The sequence below is a fragment of the Streptomyces sp. CHD11 genome, from assembly GCF_018638295.1.
GTDB lineage: Bacteria > Actinomycetota > Actinomycetes > Streptomycetales > Streptomycetaceae > Streptomyces.
This window is the reverse complement of sequence record NZ_JABTTS010000002.1, coordinates 47117-64726: the sequence shown is the minus strand read 5'-3', so window position 1 is coordinate 64726 and position 17610 is coordinate 47117. Positions and strand designations below refer to the sequence as shown.

16 protein-coding genes are annotated in these 17610 nt (G+C 72.0%); 11 read left to right on the top strand and 5 right to left on the bottom strand.

Going from position 1 to position 17610, the window contains the following annotated elements; all coding sequences use genetic code 11:
• Positions 1–56 precede the first annotated feature (56 nt).
• Positions 57–3596, top strand: a complete 3540-nt coding sequence (gene dnaE, locus HTV45_RS01990; RefSeq protein ID WP_215203822.1) for a DNA polymerase III subunit alpha — start codon at positions 57–59, stop codon at positions 3594–3596.
• A 99-nt stretch (positions 3597–3695) separates the two neighbouring features.
• On the opposite strand, the gene HTV45_RS01985 is transcribed toward dnaE, so the two are convergent.
• Entirely contained in the window at positions 3696–3863 is a 168-nt protein-coding gene (locus HTV45_RS01985) for a hypothetical protein (protein WP_215203821.1), read from the bottom strand.
• 221 nt (positions 3864–4084) lie between these two features.
• Between HTV45_RS01985 and HTV45_RS01980 the strand changes: the two genes are divergently transcribed.
• The 4 genes from HTV45_RS01980 (at position 4085) to HTV45_RS01965 (ending at position 8229) form a co-directional block, all read left to right on the top strand.
• On the top strand, positions 4085–5290 hold the full coding sequence (locus HTV45_RS01980; RefSeq protein WP_215203820.1) for an NYN domain-containing protein: 1206 nt from the start codon (positions 4085–4087) through the stop codon (positions 5288–5290).
• 299 nt (positions 5291–5589) lie between these two features.
• Positions 5590–6564 (top strand): ABC transporter ATP-binding protein, encoded by a 975-nt coding sequence (locus HTV45_RS01975; protein ID WP_215204093.1) that lies wholly within the window; start codon positions 5590–5592, stop codon positions 6562–6564.
• 86 nt (positions 6565–6650) lie between these two features.
• Positions 6651–7472: an ABC transporter permease gene (locus tag HTV45_RS01970; protein WP_215203819.1), complete on the top strand. Its 822-nt coding sequence runs from the start codon at positions 6651–6653 to the stop codon at positions 7470–7472.
• Between the two features lie 34 nt (positions 7473–7506).
• Positions 7507–8229, top strand: a complete 723-nt coding sequence (locus tag HTV45_RS01965; RefSeq protein WP_215203818.1) for an AAA family ATPase — start codon at positions 7507–7509, stop codon at positions 8227–8229.
• Between the two features lie 329 nt (positions 8230–8558).
• On the opposite strand, the gene ybaK is transcribed toward HTV45_RS01965, so the two are convergent.
• From ybaK to HTV45_RS01945, 4 genes are all read right to left on the bottom strand, one after another.
• A complete protein-coding gene (gene ybaK, locus HTV45_RS01960; RefSeq protein ID WP_215203817.1) occupies positions 8559–9089 on the bottom strand; it encodes a Cys-tRNA(Pro) deacylase in 531 nt (176 codons plus the stop codon).
• 28 nt (positions 9090–9117) lie between these two features.
• Positions 9118–9858 (bottom strand): LON peptidase substrate-binding domain-containing protein, encoded by a 741-nt coding sequence (locus tag HTV45_RS01955; protein ID WP_215203816.1) that lies wholly within the window; start codon positions 9856–9858, stop codon positions 9118–9120.
• Positions 9859–9869: 11 nt separating this feature from the next.
• Positions 9870–10946, bottom strand: a complete 1077-nt coding sequence (locus HTV45_RS01950; RefSeq protein ID WP_215203815.1) for a hypothetical protein — start codon at positions 10944–10946, stop codon at positions 9870–9872.
• A gap of 336 nt (positions 10947–11282) precedes the next feature.
• Complete coding sequence (locus HTV45_RS01945; protein ID WP_215203814.1) at positions 11283–12860, bottom strand: oxidoreductase; 1578 nt, start codon at positions 12858–12860, stop codon at positions 11283–11285.
• A gap of 193 nt (positions 12861–13053) precedes the next feature.
• Between HTV45_RS01945 and hisD the strand changes: the two genes are divergently transcribed.
• Genes hisD through priA form a run of 6 tightly spaced genes read left to right on the top strand, consistent with a single transcriptional unit; the run spans position 13054 to position 17610 of the window.
• A complete protein-coding gene (gene hisD, locus HTV45_RS01940; protein WP_215203813.1) occupies positions 13054–14379 on the top strand; it encodes a histidinol dehydrogenase in 1326 nt (441 codons plus the stop codon).
• A complete protein-coding gene (locus tag HTV45_RS01935) occupies positions 14376–15485 on the top strand; it encodes a histidinol-phosphate transaminase (RefSeq protein WP_215203812.1) in 1110 nt (369 codons plus the stop codon). Before hisD ends, HTV45_RS01935 begins: the two co-directional genes overlap by 4 nt.
• Positions 15482–16075 carry an imidazoleglycerol-phosphate dehydratase HisB gene (hisB, locus tag HTV45_RS01930; protein WP_103540374.1) on the top strand — a complete coding sequence of 198 codons (594 nt, stop codon included), beginning with the start codon at positions 15482–15484 and terminating at the stop codon, positions 16073–16075. The genes HTV45_RS01935 and hisB overlap by 4 nt, the downstream gene beginning before the upstream one ends.
• 3 nt (positions 16076–16078) lie before the next feature.
• Positions 16079–16237, top strand: a complete 159-nt coding sequence (locus tag HTV45_RS01925) for a hypothetical protein (RefSeq protein ID WP_215203811.1) — start codon at positions 16079–16081, stop codon at positions 16235–16237.
• Between the two features lie 4 nt (positions 16238–16241).
• Entirely contained in the window at positions 16242–16883 is a 642-nt protein-coding gene (gene hisH, locus HTV45_RS01920; RefSeq protein ID WP_215203810.1) for an imidazole glycerol phosphate synthase subunit HisH, read from the top strand.
• A 4-nt stretch (positions 16884–16887) separates the two neighbouring features.
• The gene (gene priA / locus HTV45_RS01915; RefSeq protein ID WP_215203809.1) at positions 16888–17610 is read left to right on the top strand and encodes a bifunctional 1-(5-phosphoribosyl)-5-((5-phosphoribosylamino)methylideneamino)imidazole-4-carboxamide isomerase/phosphoribosylanthranilate isomerase PriA; all 723 of its coding nucleotides are present in this window, start codon (positions 16888–16890) and stop codon (positions 17608–17610) included.

Below are 17610 nucleotides of genomic sequence, written 5' to 3'. Positions count from 1 at the left end.
CCACCACCCCTCACCGAGGCGCCCCGCGCCACAGCGTTCTTCTTGGAGGCCGAACCGTGTCAAAGCCGCCGTTCACGCACCTGCACGTCCACACCCAGTACTCGCTGCTGGACGGTGCCGCGCGGCTGAAGGACATGTTCGATGCCTGTAACGACATGGGCATGACGCACATCGCCATGTCCGACCACGGCAACCTGCACGGGGCGTACGACTTCTTCCACACCGCGGAGAAGGCCGGAGTCACGCCGATCATCGGGATCGAGGCGTATGTCGCCCCCGAGTCCCGGCGCAACAAGCGCAAGATCCAGTGGGGCCAGCCGCACCAGAAGCGCGACGACGTCTCCGGTTCCGGCGGTTACACCCACAAGACGATGTGGGCCGTGAACAGCACCGGTCTGCACAACCTCTTCCGGCTGTCCTCCGACGCGTACGCCGAGGGCTGGCTGCAGAAGTGGCCCCGGATGGACAAGGAGACCATCTCCCAGTGGTCCGAGGGGATCGTGGCCTCCACCGGCTGCCCTTCCGGCGAGGTCCAGACCCGGCTGCGCCTCGGACACTTCGACGAGGCCCTCAAGGCCGCCGCCGACTACCAGGACATCTTCGGCCGGGAGCGCTACTTCCTGGAGCTGATGGACCACGGCATCGACATCGAGCACCGGGTCCGCGACGGCCTCCTGGAGATCGGCAAGAAGCTCGGCATCCCGCCGCTGGTCACCAACGACTCGCACTACACCTACGCGCACGAGGCCACCGCCCACGACGCGCTGCTGTGCATCCAGACCGGCAAGAACCTCTCCGACCCCGACCGGTTCCGGTTCGACGGCACCGGCTACTACCTCAAGTCCACCGACGAGATGTACGCCATCGACTCGTCGGACGCCTGGCAGCAGGGCTGCGCCAACACCCGGCTGATCGCCGAGATGGTCGACACCACGGGCATGTTCGAGAAGCGCGACCTGATGCCGAAGTTCGACATCCCCGAGGGGTTCACGGAGGTCACCTGGTTCCAGGAGGAGGTCCGCCGCGGCATGGAGCGCCGCTTCCCCGGCGGCGTGCCCGAGGACCGCCGCAAGCAGGCCGAGTACGAGATGGACGTCATCATCCAGATGGGGTTCCCGGGCTACTTCCTCGTGGTCGCCGACTTCATCATGTGGGCCAAGAACCAGGGCATCGCCGTCGGCCCCGGCCGGGGCTCCGCGGCCGGTTCGATCGTGGCGTACGCGATGGGCATCACCGACCTCGACCCGATCCCGCACGGCCTGATCTTCGAGCGGTTCCTCAACCCCGAGCGCGTCTCCATGCCCGATGTCGACATCGACTTCGACGAGCGCAGGCGCGTCGAGGTGATCCGGTACGTGACGGAGAAGTACGGCGCCGACAAGGTCGCCATGATCGGTACCTACGGCAAGATCAAGGCGAAGAACGCCATCAAGGACTCCGCGCGCGTGCTGGGCTACCCGTACGCGATGGGCGACCGGCTCACCAAGGCCATGCCCGCCGACGTCCTCGGCAAGGGCATCGACCTCGACGGCATCACCAACCCCTCGCACCCGCGCTACAGCGAGGCCGGCGAGATCCGCGGGATGTACGAGAACGAGCCGGACGTGAAGAAGGTCATCGACACCGCCAAGGGCGTCGAGGGCCTGGTCCGGCAGATGGGCGTGCACGCGGCCGGCGTGATCATGTCGAGCGAACCCATCGTCGACCACGCCCCGCTCTGGACCCGGCACACCGACGGCGTGACCATCACGCAGTGGGACTACCCCCAGTGCGAGTCGCTGGGCCTGCTGAAGATGGACTTCCTGGGCCTGCGCAATCTCACGATCATGGACGACGCCATCAAGATGGTGAAGGCCAACAAGGGCATCGACCTGGAGATGCTCTCCCTCCCGCTGGACGACCCCAAGACCTTCGAACTGCTCTGCCGCGGTGACACGCTGGGCGTCTTCCAGTTCGACGGCGGCCCGATGCGCTCGCTGCTCCGCCAGATGCAGCCCGACAACTTCGAGGACATCTCCGCCGTCTCGGCCCTCTACCGGCCGGGCCCGATGGGCATGAACTCGCACATCAACTACGCGGAGCGCAAGAACGGCCGCCAGGAGATCACCCCGATCCACAAGGAACTGGAGGAGCCGCTCCAGGAGGTGCTGTCGGTCACCTACGGCCTGATCGTCTACCAGGAGCAGGTGCAGAAGGCCGCCCAGATCATCGCCGGCTACTCGCTCGGCGAGGCCGACATCCTCCGCCGCGTGATGGGCAAGAAGAAGCCCGACGAACTGGCGAAGAACTTCGTCCTCTTCCAGGCGGGCGCCCGCAAGAACGGCTACAGCGACGAGGCGATCCAGGCCCTGTGGGACGTGCTGGTCCCCTTCGCCGGCTACGCCTTCAACAAGGCCCACTCCGCCGCGTACGGACTGGTGTCGTACTGGACCGGCTACCTCAAGGCGAACTACCCGGCCGAGTACATGGCCGCGCTGCTCACCTCCGTCAAGGACGACAAGGACAAGTCGGCCGTCTACCTCAACGAGTGCCGCCGCATGGGCATCAAGGTGCTCCCGCCGAACGTCAACGAGTCCGAGTCGAACTTCGCCGCGCAGGGCGACGACGTGATCCTCTTCGGCCTCTCCGCGGTGCGCAACGTCGGCACCAACGTCGTCGAGTCGATCATCAAGTCCCGCAAGGCCAAGGGGAAGTACGCCTCCTTCCCGGACTACCTCGACAAGGTCGAGGCGGTCGTCTGCAACAAGCGCACCACCGAGTCGCTGATCAAGGCCGGCGCCTTCGACTCCATGGGCCACACCCGCAAGGGCCTCACCGCGCAGTACGAACCGATGATCGACAACGTGGTCGCGGTCAAGCGCAAGGAGGCCGAGGGGCAGTTCGACCTCTTCGGCGGCATGGGCGAGGAGGAGACCAGTGAGCCGGGCTTCGGTCTCGACGTCGTCTTCACCGACGACGAGTGGGAGAAGACGTACCTGCTCGCGCAGGAGCGGGAGATGCTCGGTCTCTACGTCTCCGACCACCCGCTGTTCGGCCTGGAGCACGTGCTGTCCGACAAGGCCGACGCGGGCATCTCCCAGCTCACCGGCGGCGACTTCGGGGACGGCGCGGTGGTCACCATCGGCGGGATCATCTCGGGCCTCCAGCGCAAGATGACCAAGCAGGGCAACGCCTGGGCGATCGCCACCGTGGAGGACCTCGCGGGCTCGCTGGAGTGCATGTTCTTCCCGGCGACCTACCAGCTCGTCTCGACCCAGCTCGTCGAGGACGCCGTGGTGTTCGTCAAGGGGCGGCTCGACAAGCGCGAGGACGTGCCGCGACTGGTCGCGATGGAACTGATGGTCCCCGACCTGTCCAACGCGGGCGCCAACGCGCCCGTGGTGCTGACCATCCCGGCGACGCGGGTGACCCCGCCGATGGTCAGCCGGCTCGGCGAGATCCTCACGCACCACCGGGGCGACAGCGAAGTACGGATCAAGCTCCAGGGGCCGACGAAGACGACGGTGCTGCGCCTGGACCGGCACCGGGTCAAGCCCGACCCGGCACTCTTCGGCGACCTGAAGGTCCTTCTCGGACCGTCCTGTCTGGCGGGCTGACCGGGCCGCGCGTCCCGCGGCACGCCCGAGGGGCGCACCCTGTGGCGGGTGCGCCCCTCGTCATCTGCCCGGGCCGCGCAACGGCCCGTCCCGCCGATGTCAGTTGTGGCCGAAGCGCTTCTGCCGGCCCTTGCCCCGGCCTGCCTCGCCGGGCATGACCTGCGTGGTGCGCTGCTCGTCCGGGGCCTCCATCGTGGACGGCTGCGTCGCCTGCTGGGCGCGTTCGGCCTGGGGCTGCTTACGGTCACGGTTCTTGTTCTTGGCCATGGTGATGCCTCCTGTGGGGGACTAGGGGCCAGGGCCGGATCCAGATTCACACAGCCCGATAACCCACGCATGTCGGACAATTACCGTCTGTGACCGGGATGGTCGGGGGAGGAAGTGTGGAAACGCCACGCCGAAGATCGAGTTCGGGCCGTTAACCCCGGCGAGGTCGGGCAGACTCGAAGCAAGCCCGAAGCAAACCTCCCGGAAAGAGGGTGGATCGCGTGGACCGCTGCATCGTCCTGGTGGACGCCGGGTATCTGCTGGGGGCCGCCGCGAGTCTCCTCGCCGGCGAACCTTCGCGGTCCCGCATCACCGTGGACCACCCCGCCCTGATCCAGGGCCTGCGCGACCGCGCGGAGAACGACACACGGCAGCCGCTGCTGCGCATCTACTGGTTCGACGGCGCCCCCGACCGCGTCCCGCAGCCCGAGCACCGCAGGCTGCGCGTGATGCCCCGGGTCACCGTCCGGCTCGGCGCGCTGACCCGCAGCGACGGCCGCTGGGCGCAAAAGGGCGTCGACGCGGCCATGCACGCCGAGCTGACCGAACTCGCCCGCAACCGCGCCTGTTCCGACATCGTGCTGGTCACCGGGGACGGTGATCTGCTGCCCGGCATGATGGCGGCGAAGGAGCACGGCGTCGCCGTCCACCTGTGGGCCGTGCAGGCGGCCGACGGCGACTACAACCAGTCCGAGGACCTGGTCGCGGAGGCGGACGAGCGCCGGGTGCTGGACCGGGCGTGGATCACCCAGGCCGTACGGGCCAAGGAGTACACCGGGGTGTGCGCGCCGCCGCCCGTGCCACGGCCCGAGATCGCCGCGATCCTCTCCGCCCCGCTGCCGGACTCCGCGCTCGCCTCGGCGGCCGAGCGCACCGCGCAGGAGCCGCAGCACCCGGCCGGCCCGCACAACGGCACCGCCGAACGCGCGCCCGCGGCCAAGGGCGTGCCCACCCCGAAGGACCTCGCCGCGCTGCGCAGTCCCGGCCCGCACCAGCCCCAGCAGCCGCCCTCCGCGACGCTGCGGTGGTCCTCCGACAAGGGCTGGGTCGACCGGCCCGTCGCCGAGCCGCCCGACGCCGCGTCCATGCCGACGCTGGCCCAGCTGACCACGGCGGAGCAGCGCTGGGCCGACCGTGAGGAGGACATCACCACCGTCGGTGGGGACCCTTTCGAGGTGGGGCAGGTCTTCGCCCGGCGCTGGGTGGAGCGGCTCGGTGACCAGAGCCACATCCAGAAGCTGTCCGTCATGTACCCGCGCATCCCGCACCGCGTCGACGGTGAGCTGCTGCGATACGCCGCCCGCTTCGGCCTCCTCGCCCACAAGGACGACCAGATCGACGAACGGGACCGGTACGCCATCCGGGCGGGCTTCTGGCGCGAGCTCGACCTGCGCACCGGTACGGAACGGGCTCCCGCCGGGGAGTGAGCGGGGCGGGGTCCGGGCCTGGCGGCTCCGCCCCCGGGCCTGGGACGGTCCCTTGATTCACCGGTTCCGTGCCCGCTCACCACCCGCCGGTCCGGTGCCGCCGGGCGAGCCGCGCGCGCCGGCCCGCGGGGCGTTTGACGTGGCTCGCGGGAGCCGGGAACCGGGGTGGCCGCCGGAGTACGGGACCGCGGGGCGGGACGGTGGGCCGGGTGCCCCGGGAACGGGCCGGAGGGCCGGACCCCGTAGGCTCGTCCCTTGTGAGTACGCGCGCGGTACAGGAATTCCGGCACGGTGAAGTCGTGTGCGCGGTGCGCGGGCTGACCAAGACCTACCCGGCGGTGCGCGGGCGGCGCGGGGCGCCCCCGGCCCCCGAGGTGCGGGCCACCGACGACGTGGGGCTCGACATCCGGCGCGGTGAGATCTTCGGCCTGCTCGGGCCGAACGGCGCCGGCAAGTCCACCCTGGTACGCCAGCTGACCGGACTGATGCGGCCCGACCGCGGCAGTGTCGGCATCCTCGGCCACGACATCGTGCGCCACCCCGAGCGGGCCTCCCGCATCCTCGCCTACCTCGGGCAGGAGTCCACCGCCCTCGACGACCTCACCGTGTCCCTCGCCGCCGAGACCACCGGCCGGCTGCGCGGCCTCGACGCGCGCCGCGCACGGGCCGAGCGGGACGACGTCCTGGACGAACTGGGGCTCGCCCCGCTCGCCGGACGTCCGCTGCGGAAGCTCTCCGGCGGTCAGCGCCGGCTCGCCTGCCTCGCCGCCGCCCTGGTGGGCGAGCGGCCCCTGCTGGTGCTCGACGAGCCGACCACCGGCATGGATCCGGTGGCCCGGCGCGCGGTGTGGTCCGCCGTCGACCGGCGGCGCGCCGAGCGCGGCGCGACCGTCCTGCTGGTCACCCACAACGTCATCGAGGCCGAGACGGTCCTCGACCGGGTCGCGGTCCTCGACCGCGGCCGGGTCATCGCCTGTGACACCCCGTCGGGGCTCAAGGAACGGGTCGCGGGTGAGATCCGCGTCGATCTGGTGTGGCGCGAGGCCGCGCCGTTGCAGGTGCCCGAGGTCGCCGCGCTGCGCGACCGCGTCGTCGAGTCCGGCCGCCGCTGGACGCTGCGGCTGGCGCCCGAGGAGGCCCGTACGGTCGTCGCCACCGTCACCGGTGGTGCCGCCTTCGCCGCCCTGGACGACTTCACCCTGGCCACACCCAGCCTGGAGGACGTCTACCTGGCGCTGGGCGGTGCCGTACGACAGGGACTGGTGAAGGCGTGAGTACACGGGCCGTGTCATCCGTAAGGGACGGGGCGACCGCCCACGCGCGTCCGGGTGAACCTCCGAGCGAAGGAGCGCAGCACGACGTGAGTGTCGTACCCGCCGAAGTCCTGCCGGACGGCGCCCCCACCACGAAGGAGGCCGCGCCGGAAGCGGCCGAGCTCGGCCCCCGGGCGCGGTTGTGGCCGTCGCTGGCTGCCGTGTACCGGGCGCAGCTGTCCCGGGCCCGGGTCGCGCGGATCCCACTGCTGTTCGTGGCGACCTTCCAGTCGGTCGGCATCATGGTCCTGATGCGCGGGGTGGTGGACGGCGGCGGCGAGGCGCGGGCCGTGGTCGCCGGTTCGGCGGTGCTGGTCGTCGCCTTCGTCGCGCTGAATCTCCTCGCCCAGTACTTCGGCCAGCTGCGGGCCAGCGGCGGACTGGACCACTACGCGACCCTGCCCGTGCCGCCGGCCGCCGTGGTGCTGGGCGCCGCGGGCGCCTACGCGTCGTTCACCGTGCCGGGGACCCTGGTGACCGCCGTCTTCGGCTGCGCGCTGTTCGGGCTGCCGATGGCGCATCTGTGGATCCTGATCGCGGTGATCCCGCTGGCCGGCGCGGCGCTCGCCGGGCTGGGAGCGGCCCTCGGCCTGCTCGCGCCCCGGCCGGAACTGGCCACGCTCCTCGGGCAGCTCGGCATGTCCGCCGCGCTGTTGCTGGGGGTGCTGCCGCCGGAGCGGATGCCGGAGGCCGTGCGCCTCGCACGCGACCTGCTGCCGTCGACGTACGGCGTCGAGGCTCTGGCGCGGACCTTCGGACCGGACCCCGACTGGGCCCGGGTGCTCGCCGACCTCGCCGTGTGCGGGGGCGTCGGGGTGATCTCGCTGGCCGTGGCGACCTGGGCGTACCGCAGAGCGGCCGTCCGGTGACGCGCCGCACAGCCGGGCCTGGCACGATGGCGGGGTGAGCGCTCCCCTGACACCACCACCGCCCCCGCACGAGCAGTCCGCGCAGTCCGCCCAGTCCGCGCGGGGTGCGTGGCAGTCGCCGTCGTCCGACGGGCCCGCCGCCGCGTTCCGGCGTGCCGGGAAGTCCGGGCATGCCGGGGGCACCCGGCGCGGCTGGTGGTACGAGGAGGACGGCACCGATCCGCGGACCGAACTGCGCGAGGGGGCGGTCACCGCGGCGGCCGTGGCGCTCGGCGGAGTGCTGCTCGGGGTGCTGTGGTGGTGGCTGGCGCCGCGTGTGCCGCTGGTGGGTGCGGTGGTCGGCGACAACTGGGCCGTCTACGCCAAGGACTCCGAGGGCGAGCAGGCGATCGCGGTGGACGGCACGTTCACGCTCCTCGCGCTGGGGCTCGGGATGGTGAGCGCGCTGGCCGTGTTTCTGTTGCGGCGGCGCGGTGGCGTGCCGCTGGTGGTGGGACTGGCGGCAGGGGGGCTGCTGGGATCGGTACTGGCCTGGCGGCTGGGGGTGTGGCTCGGGCCGACGCAGGACGTGATCGCGCACGCGCGGAGTGTCGGCAAAGGGGTCACCTTCGACGCGCCGTTGAAGCTGGGGGCCAAGGGGGCGTTGCTGGCGTGGCCGTTCGCGGCGCTGGTGGCGCACCTGGGGCTGACGAGCCTGTTCGGTCCCCGCGACCCGGATCCCCTGCTGCCGCCGGAGCCGTCCGTGCCGCAGGGGTAGCTCCCCGGGCCGGCCCGGGTGGCGGCCCGGCGGGGGTGGACTGCGCTGCCCGGTGTTCGCGGGGTGCTGTCGCGCCTGCCCTCCCCCGCTCGGCTTCGCTCGAGCGTGGGGGACCCCCATCGCCCTGCCCTGCGGCACGACTGTCCGCGGGGGCCGGGAGGCCGGGCCGTGAGGGGGCCCGGCGTCAGCGGTGCTGTGGTGGCTGCCCGTGCAGCCCTGAGGGGTGACTGATTGCGGGGGAGGTCAGGCGGGGCGGTGGCCGTGGTCGGCGCGGTGTTTCCTGGTCCGCCACTTGCGTCCGCGGGTTCTCTTCGGCATGCCCTTGCTGATCAGCCGAAGTCGGGTCTGCCGTCGAGGGGCTGAACGCGTCCGATCGGGGCGAAGTGCGCCGAGGTGAGGTCGGCCAGGTCCTTGGGGGAGAGTTCGACCTCCAGGCCGCGGCGGCCGGCCGAGACGCAGATCGTGTCGTGCAGCGTGGCCGACTCGTCCACGACCGTCGGCAGCCTCTTGCGCTGGCCCAGCGGTGAGATCCCGCCCCGCACGTACCCGGTGGTACGTTCCGCCAGCGCCGGGTCGGCCATCGCCGCCCGCTTGCCGCCGGCCGCCGACGCGAGGGCCTTGAGGTCCAGCCGGCCCGCCACCGGCACCACCGCCACCGTCAGCGCCCCGTCGACGTCCGCCACCAGTGTCTTGAACACCCGGTCCGGCGCGACCCCCATCGCCTCGGCCGCCTCCTCGCCGTACGACGGGTGGGCGGGGTCGTGGTCGTAGGAGTGCACCGTGAACGGCACCCCGGCCGCTGTGAGCGCCACCGTCGCGGGTGTTCCCCCGGGCTGCTGTTTCCTGGACTTCTTCGCCATGATGGCCGCCGCTCCGGACAGTCGTGGGTCAGTTGAGACTCATCGGGCCGCGCGTCAGTTCCGACGCCGGCAACGACGGCAGATTACGGATGATGGCCGTCTCCGTGCGAAGGAGTTTCAGCTCGTCACGGAGCCGGGAGGCGGTGTCCGGCGCCTGGAGCAGACGCTGCCGCGTCGGCGTGTCCAGCATCATCGCGGCGGCGACCAGGTAGGAGACCACCCCGGGCTCGTCCGGCAGGTCCGCGCCGGTCGCCAGCGACCGCTCCCGCGCTCCCGCCAGCCGCTTCTGGTACTGGCGGAACGCCCGCAGCGTCGCCTCCGCCAGCGCCCCCGGCTCCTCGCCCGCCTCTTCCTCGACCGGCTCCAGTTCGGCCGTCAGATAGGGCCCCGAGGCATCGACCGACAGCAGCCGCACCCGGGCCGTCCCGGTCGCCAGGACCTCGAAGGAGCCGTCGGGCCGCTCCCGGACCGTCGCCGCGTCGGCGACACATCCCACCTTGTGGAGGGCGCGCAGCGGCTCGGGGCCGAAGCCCGCGGACGGGCCCCGGTCGGGTACGGCCGTCGGGTCGGGCAGTCCGGGGGAGCTCGGCGCGACCTCATGGCCGTCCCGGATCGCCACGACGGCGAACCGGCGTGGCTCGTCCTCCGGGGTCTTCAGCAGGTCGCGCATCATGGCGCGGTAGCGCTCCTCGAAGACGTTGAGCGGGAGCACGAGCCCCGGGAACAGCACCGTGTTCAGGGGGAAGAGCGGAAGCCGGACGGTGGTCACGACGCAAAAGCCTAATGGTCGCCGGAGCGGAGTCGACCGCCCCGCCCACTCCTCGGACGGCCGGAAGCCGGGACGGACACACCGTTTCCGGCCGTGGGGGAGCCGGACACGGCCGCCGCGCACACCCCCTGGCGCACCTCCAGGAACCGTCCGAGGGGGTCCTCGGCGTCCCGGTCCCAGGGAAAGGAGGTGGCGTACGGGCCGGTCAGACGGAGTTGGTCCAGGGCGTCCTGCCAGCGTTCCAGGCGGACCAGGACGTAGATCAGCAGGTTGCGGGGTTCGGCCGGCCACGACTCGTTCGCGGGCAGGCGCGAGGACAGCGCGCCGGCGCGGTCGGCCGCCGCTTCGAGCCGTTCCCGCGGTACCTCGGGACCGCAGTCGTCGGTCAGATAGCCGAAGGCCGCCCGCAGCGGCAGCGTCTGCGTGAGCGAGTTCTCCGGTGCGTCCTGGGCGGCCCGGTCCGCGAAGTCCAGGCATTCCCGGTGCGCGCCGCGCCAGGAGGACGCCAGGTAGCGCAGGGCCGAGACATGGCAGCCGTGGTGGTGCGGGGCGCGCCGTACCGCCGCCTCCCACAGCTCTCCGAAGTAGGTGTGGCCGGCCCGCGTGCCCCGGGCGTGGTCCAGGGCCAGGCGCCAGGGCACCGGGTCGCGGTGGTCGCCCCGGGCGGCGGCCGTGATCAGCGGGCTCACCTCGCGCAGCAGCTCGGTGCGGGCCGGTGACTGCCAGGCGTGGTCCACCGCGCGCTGCGCGTCCACCAGCAGCGCGTCCGGGTCGCGCGGGGCGAGGGCGCGCCAGGTGTCCAGCCATCCGGGGCGCGCGCGGGCGAAGGCGGCCAGCTGGCGCACATACCGGTCGCGGTGCTCCCAGGAGCGGGTGTGCCGGGTGGCGGCGAGCAGCCCAGCGGCCCCTGTGTGGTCGCCGTCGGCGGCGCCGACCAGGGCCGGGCCCAGCACGTCGTCGGGCGCGTCGAGGAGTATCTCGTCGTCGCCGGGCAGTACGGCGGGGACGGGGGGCGCGGCGCCCGCCGTCCTTCCTCGCACCCGGGACGTACGGGTGAACCCGTGCAGCAGAGCCATTGTGTCGACCATTGAAAGTCCGCAGTTCACAGCAGCGCCAGAGGGCGCACGGAAGTCGCGGAAAGTTGTACGGGGATCGGTCAAGGCCCGGCAAAAAACAGAGCGCCCCTCACGTTGCGCCGCCCTCTGCGGTCACATCCGCCCCATGAGTCACACACCGGCCCCACATGCCGCACACCATCACCACGGACTGCGTACCGGCCTCACCTCCCGCACGCGTCACCACGGTCGCGCACCGCCCCGAAGCCCCGCACGTCCTCACAGACCGCGGAACAGACCGCAGACCGGCCCCGCACCCCCGCACCCAGACCGGCCCGCACCCCGCACCCCGGCCCGCACCCCCGCGGCCTACGTGCGCCGCAGCGTCCGCGTCGCACCCGCCGCCACGGTCGTCGCGAGGATCCAGCCCAGCAGGACGAACGCCGCCGACAGCCACTGCCAGACGCCGCGCAGCTGCCAGAAGCCCACCTGGCCCAGGTCGATCACCGGCAGCAGCAGGTCCAGCGCGAACAGCGCCGGATTCCAGGCCGGATGCTCACCGCTCTTCAGCGGTGGGTGGTCCGCGCGCGCGAAGGCCACCGAGCCGGCCGCCCACAGCACCGCCATCCACACCGCGGCCCGGCCCGGCCGGTAGCCGTACGCGACCGTCCAGTCCTGCGCGTAACCCCACAGCTTGCCCGCGAGCGGCAGGCTCTCGCGGCGGCGGCGCTGCCGGGCGAGCAGCACCTCCCGGGCGTCCTCGTCCTCCCCGCTCTCCCGCAGCACGGCGGCCAGCCGCTCGTACGGTTCCGGGTTGTACTCGGCGCTCGCCGCGTCCACCCAGCGCAGCCGCAGCGCGAGCGGGAACGGCCCGCGCGGCACCAGGTTCTCGTAGACGAAGCCGCCCATGTGCAGCCGGCCGGGGCCCGGCCAGCTGTCCGCCCGGTCCACCAGGTTCACCACCCGCGCACCCGACAGCACCACCCTGCCGCGCGCCGGCCGCTCCCCGAGGAACCGCAGCTCCGGTGTCTGCACCCGGCGCAGCGACAGCTCCTGCCCGTCGGTGAGGAGGAACCGGGCACCCTCGAAGTCGACCGCGTCCCCGAACCGGCCGTCGTCCAGCCGCACCCCGCCCCGGCACTCGAACCGCTGGATCCGCGTCCCGCGCGCCGGCGTCATCCCGCTGCGCGCCTGGGCGCCCACTCCCGCCGGGGTCAGATACAGCGTGCGCTCCACGGTCAGCTGCGGGGCGTTCAGTGCGAGCCGGGCGTGCGAGTTGCCCAGCCGGGCGCCGCGCAGGCTCAGCGAGACGCCGATCGTCGCGCTGCGCAGGCTCAGCTCGCCGTGCGACTCCAGCATCTCCGCCTGGAGGTCCTGCCCGACGGTCAGCCCGTCGGCGGCTATCGAGCGGCCGTGGCGGTCCCGGTGCACGATCGCCTGGTTGAGCAGCAGATCCGTACCGATCCGCGCGTCGGTGAGCCGGATGCCGCCCGGGAACCGGCAGCGCGGCAGATGCAGATCGCCCTCGGTGTGCAGCCGGGCCGCCTCCAGGCGCGGGATCGAGCAGTCCACCATCCGCACGGTCGTGAACCGGGTCTCCGGCAGCAGGACGTCCCGCTCGAAGCGGCAGCCGCGCAGCTCCCAGTACGGCACCACCGTGCCCCCGGCGAGATCGAGCACTCCGCTGATCTGCACACCGGCCAGCTTCAGCGACGACACCCGCCCGGCCAGCGCGGGCGGGCCGTCCAGCAGCAGCCAGCACACCACGCGCGCCCGGACCGTCCGCTCCGGTCCCCACGGATGACCTCCGTGCGGATCGTCGACGACCGTGTCGCCGCTGCTCAGGTCGTACACACTGCCGTTGCGGAAGGCCTGCCACATCCCGGCCTCCGCGGCGGTCAGGTCCTCCGGCGGCTCCGCGCCGCCCGGTCCCGCACCGTGGGTCACGGACCTCCCCTCCTCCTCACCTACTCGTCGGTTCGTCCCTTCGTACAACCGGTGATGCCCGGTGCGGTGACCTGTTGAACACGGAAAGTGAAGAGGATCTCGGACATGTGCGCGGACCGTCACCGGAGGGGGTCCGTATCAGCCACTGGAACAGGCGGACGGTCCACGGTCGCGGTCTGAGAGAATTGAGCACGTGATCTCACGAATCGATCTGCGCGGCGACGCCCTTCCCGAGGGTTCGGCCCTGCGCGACCTGCTGCCCCGAGCCGACTTCGACGTCGCGGCCGCCCTGGAGAAGGTGCGGCCCATCTGCGAGGACGTGCATCATCGGGGCGACGCGGCGCTGGTCGACTTCGCGGCGAGATTCGACGGCGTCGAGCTCGACCGGGTACGCGTCCCCGCCGCCGCTCTCACGCGCGCCCTGGAGGAACTCGACCCGGCCGTGCGCGCGGCCCTGGAGGAGTCCATCCGGCGCGCCCGGCTCGTCCACCGGGCGCAGCGCCGCACCACGCACACCACCCAGGTCGTGCCCGGCGGGACCGTCACGGAGAAGTGGGTACCGGTCGACCGCGTGGGGCTGTACGCGCCGGGCGGCCGGGCCGTCTACCCGTCCTCCGTGATCATGAACGTGGTCCCCGCCCAGGAGGCCGGTGTCCCGTCCCTCGCGCTCGCCTCCCCGGCCCAGGCCGACTTCGGCGGGCTGCCGCACCCGACGATCCTCGCCGCCTGCGCGCTGCTCGGCGTCGACGAGGTCTACGCGGCGGGCGGCGCCACCGCCGTCGCGATGTTCGCGTACGGCACCGAGTCCTGCCCGCCCGCCAACATGGTCACCGGCCCCGGCAACATCTGGGTCGCCGCCGCCAAGCGCTACTTCACCGGCAGGATCGGCATCGACGCCGAGGCCGGCCCGACCGAGATCGCGATCCTCGCGGACTCCACGGCCGACCCGGTGCACGTGGCCTCCGACCTGATCAGCCAGGCCGAGCACGATCCGCTGGCCGCCGCCGTCCTGGTCACCGACTCGGCCGAGCTCGCGGACGCGGTGGAGAAGGAACTGAAACCGCAGGTCGAGGCCAGCAAGCACATCGACGAGCGGATCGTCCCGGCCCTGTCCGGCCGCCAGTCCGCGATCGTCCTGGTCGACGGCATCGACGAGGGCCTGCGGGTCGTCGAGGCCTACGGCGCCGAGCACCTGGAGATCCAGACCGCCGCGGCCGCCGCCGTCGCCGACCGGGTGCGCAACGCGGGCGCGGTCTTCGTCGGCCCCTGGTCCCCGGTCTCCCTCGGCGACTACGCGGCCGGCTCCAACCACGTCCTGCCCACCGGCGGCTGCGCCTGCCACTCCTCGGGCCTGTCCGTGCAGTCCTTCCTGCGCGGCATCCACATCGTCGACTACAGCGAGGACGCGCTGGCCGAGGTCGCGCACCATGTGGTCACGCTGGCGGAGGCGGAGGACCTGCCCGCGCACGGCGCGGCGGTCAAGGCAAGGTTCGGGTGGAAGGTGCCTGAGAACAAGTGAGCTTCGGAATCGACGATCTCCCCGTACGGGACGAGCTGCGCGGCAAGTCCCCCTACGGCGCGCCCCAGCTGGACGTCCCCGTCCGGCTGAACACCAACGAGAACCCCTACCCGCTGCCCGGGCCGCTGGTCGACCGGATCGCCGAGCGGGTCCGTGAGGCCGCCCGGCACCTCAACCGCTACCCCGACCGGGACGCGGTCGAACTGCGCACCGGGCTGGCCGAGTACCTGACCCGGACGGCCGGCCACCCGGTCGCCCTGGAGAACGTCTGGGCGGCCAACGGATCCAACGAGGTCCTCCAGCAACTGCTGCAGACCTTCGGCGGACCGGGCCGCACGGCGATCGGCTTCGAGCCCTCCTACTCGATGCACGCCCTGATCTCCCGCGGCACCGGCACCGGCTGGATCTCCGGGCCCCGCCACGACGACTTCACCATCGACCTCGCCGCCGCCGGGCAGGCCATCGCCGAGCACCGTCCCGACGTCGTCTTCGTCACCACCCCCAACAACCCCACCGGCAACGCGGTCCCCGCCGGGACGGTCCTCGCGCTGTACGAGGCCGCCCAGGCGGCGGGGCCGTCGATGGTGGTCGTGGACGAGGCGTACATCGAGTTCAGCCACGGCGGCTCGCTGCTCCCGCTGCTCGACGGACGCCCGAACCTGGTGATCTCCCGCACCATGTCCAAGGCCTTCGGTGCGGCGGGCCTGCGCCTCGGTTACCTGGCCGCGCACCCGGCCGTCGTCGACGCCGTCCAGCTGGTGCGGCTGCCGTACCACCTGTCCGCCGTCACCCAGGCGACCGCACTGGCCGCCCTGGAACACACCGACACGCTGCTGGGTTACGTCGAGCAGCTGAAGGCCGAGCGCGACCGGCTGGTCGTCGAACTGCGCGCGCTCGGCTACGACGTCACCGAGTCCGACGCGAACTTCGTCCAGTTCGGCAGGTTCGGGGACTCCCACGCCGTCTGGCGCGAGATCCTCGACCGGGGCGTCCTGGTCCGGGACAACGGCGTACCGGGATGGCTGCGGGTCACCGCGGGCACCCCGGCCGAGAACGACGCGTTCCTCGACGCGGTACGTGAGATCAAGAAGGAGCAGAGCGTATGAGCCGCGTTGGACGCGTGGAACGCACCACCAAGGAAACGTCCGTCCTCGTCGAGATCGACCTCGACGGCACCGGGAAGACCGAGATCTCCACCGGGGTCGGCTTCTACGACCACATGCTCGACCAGATCGGCCGGCACGGTCTGTTCGACCTGACGGTGAAGACCGAGGGCGACCTGCACATCGACTCCCACCACACCATCGAGGACACCGCCCTCGCGCTCGGCGCCGCCTTCAAGCAGGCGCTCGGCGACAAGGTGGGCATCTACCGCTTCGGCAACTGCACGGTGCCCCTGGACGAGTCCCTCGCCCAGGTCACCGTCGACCTGTCCGGCCGCCCCTACCTCGTGCACACCGAGCCCGAGAAGATGGCGCCGATGATCGGCGAGTACGACACCACGATGACCCGGCACATCCTGGAGTCCTTCGTCGCCCAGGCCCAGGTCGCCCTGCACGTGCACGTGCCCTACGGGCGCAACGCGCACCACATCGTGGAGTGCCAGTTCAAGGCGCTCGCCCGCGCCCTGCGCTACGCGTCCGAACGCGACCCCCGCGCGGCCGGCATCCTGCCCTCCACGAAGGGCGCGCTGTAAGCCATGAACGGAATGTCCACGGTCCTGATCGTCGTCGGCCTGTTCTTCGTCGGCGGGATCATCTCCTTCGCCAAGCAGAAGATGCCCAGGAACCTCATCGTGCTGCTGTCGGTCGGCGCCGCGATGTGTCTCGGCACGGGCCTTCTGTACCTGGAGGTGTGACCCTGTGAGCGCCACCAAGAAGGTCGTGGTCTTCGACTACGGCTTCGGCAACGTCCGCTCCGCCGAGCGGGCCCTCGCCCGCGCGGGAGCCGACGTCGAGATCACCGGCGACTTCGACACGGCCATGAACGCCGACGGTCTGCTGGTGCCCGGCGTCGGCGCCTTCGCCTCCTGCATGAAAGGCCTGAAGGAGGCGCGCGGTGACTGGATCGTCGACCGCAGGCTGTCCGGCGGCCGCCCGGTGATGGGCATCTGTGTCGGCATGCAGATCCTCTTCGCGCGGGGCATCGAGCACGGCGTGCAGAGCGAGGGCCTCGACGAATGGCCCGGCTCGGTCGAGCCGCTCCAGGCCCCGATCGTGCCCCACATGGGCTGGAACACCGTGGAGGCCCCGGCCGGCTCCGAGCTGTTCGCCGGCCTCGACGCGGACGCCCGCTTCTACTTCGTGCACTCCTACGCCGTGCACGACTGGACGCTTCGGACCACGAACCCGGCGATCCGCGCTCCGCTGGTCACCTGGTCCACCCACGGCGAGCCGTTCGTGGCCGCGGTCGAGAACGGCCCCCTGTGGGCCACCCAGTTCCACCCCGAGAAGTCCGGCGACGCCGGCGCCCAGCTCCTCACCAACTGGATCGGAACCCTGTAGAGACATGGCCAAGCTCGAACTCCTCCCCGCCGTCGACGTCCGCGACGGCCAGGCCGTCCGCCTCGTGCACGGGGAGTCCGGGACGGAAACGTCGTACGGATCGCCCCTGGAGGCCGCGCTCGCCTGGCAGCGCTCGGGCGCCGAGTGGCTGCACCTGGTCGACCTCGACGCCGCCTTCGGCACCGGTGACAACCGCGCGCTGATCGCCGAGGTCGCGGGAGCGATGGACATCAAGGTGGAGCTGTCCGGCGGCATCCGCGACGACGACACCCTCGCCGCCGCCCTCGCCACCGGCTGCACCCGCGTCAACCTCGGCACCGCCGCCCTGGAGACCCCCGAATGGGTCGCCAGGGTCATCGCCGAGCACGGCGACAAGATCGCCGTCGGCCTCGACGTACGCGGCACCACGCTGCGCGGCCGGGGCTGGACCCGCGACGGCGGCGACCTCTACGAGACGCTGGAGCGCCTCGACAAGGAGGGCTGCGCCCGCTACGTCGTCACCGACATCGCCAAGGACGGCACCCTCCAGGGCCCCAACCTGGACCTGCTGAAGAACGTCTGCGCCGCCACCGGCCGCCCCGTCGTCGCCTCCGGCGGCGTCTCGTCCCTCGACGACCTGCGCGCCATCGCCGCGCTCGTCCCGCTCGGCGTCGAGGGCGCCATCGTCGGCAAGGCCCTGTACGCCAAGGCGTTCACCCTGGAAGAGGCCCTGGAGGCCACCTCGTGA

Bases quoted from the DNA above. Each gene is read 5' to 3' on its own strand.
- HTV45_RS01985 (WP_215203821.1), bottom strand. From the start codon at position 3,863: ATGGCCAAGAACAAGAACCGTGACCGTAAGCAGCCCCAGGCCGAACGC.
- ybaK (WP_215203817.1), bottom strand. From the start codon at position 9,089: ATGGCGAAGAAGTCCAGGAAACAGCAGCCCGGGGGAACACCCGCGACG.
- HTV45_RS01950 (WP_215203815.1), bottom strand. From the start codon at position 10,946: ATGGTCGACACAATGGCTCTGCTGCACGGGTTCACCCGTACGTCCCGG.
- hisB (WP_103540374.1), top strand. From the start codon at position 15,482: ATGAGCCGCGTTGGACGCGTGGAACGCACCACCAAGGAAACGTCCGTC.
- HTV45_RS01925 (WP_215203811.1), top strand. From the start codon at position 16,079: ATGAACGGAATGTCCACGGTCCTGATCGTCGTCGGCCTGTTCTTCGTC.
- priA (WP_215203809.1), top strand. From the start codon at position 16,888: ATGGCCAAGCTCGAACTCCTCCCCGCCGTCGACGTCCGCGACGGCCAG.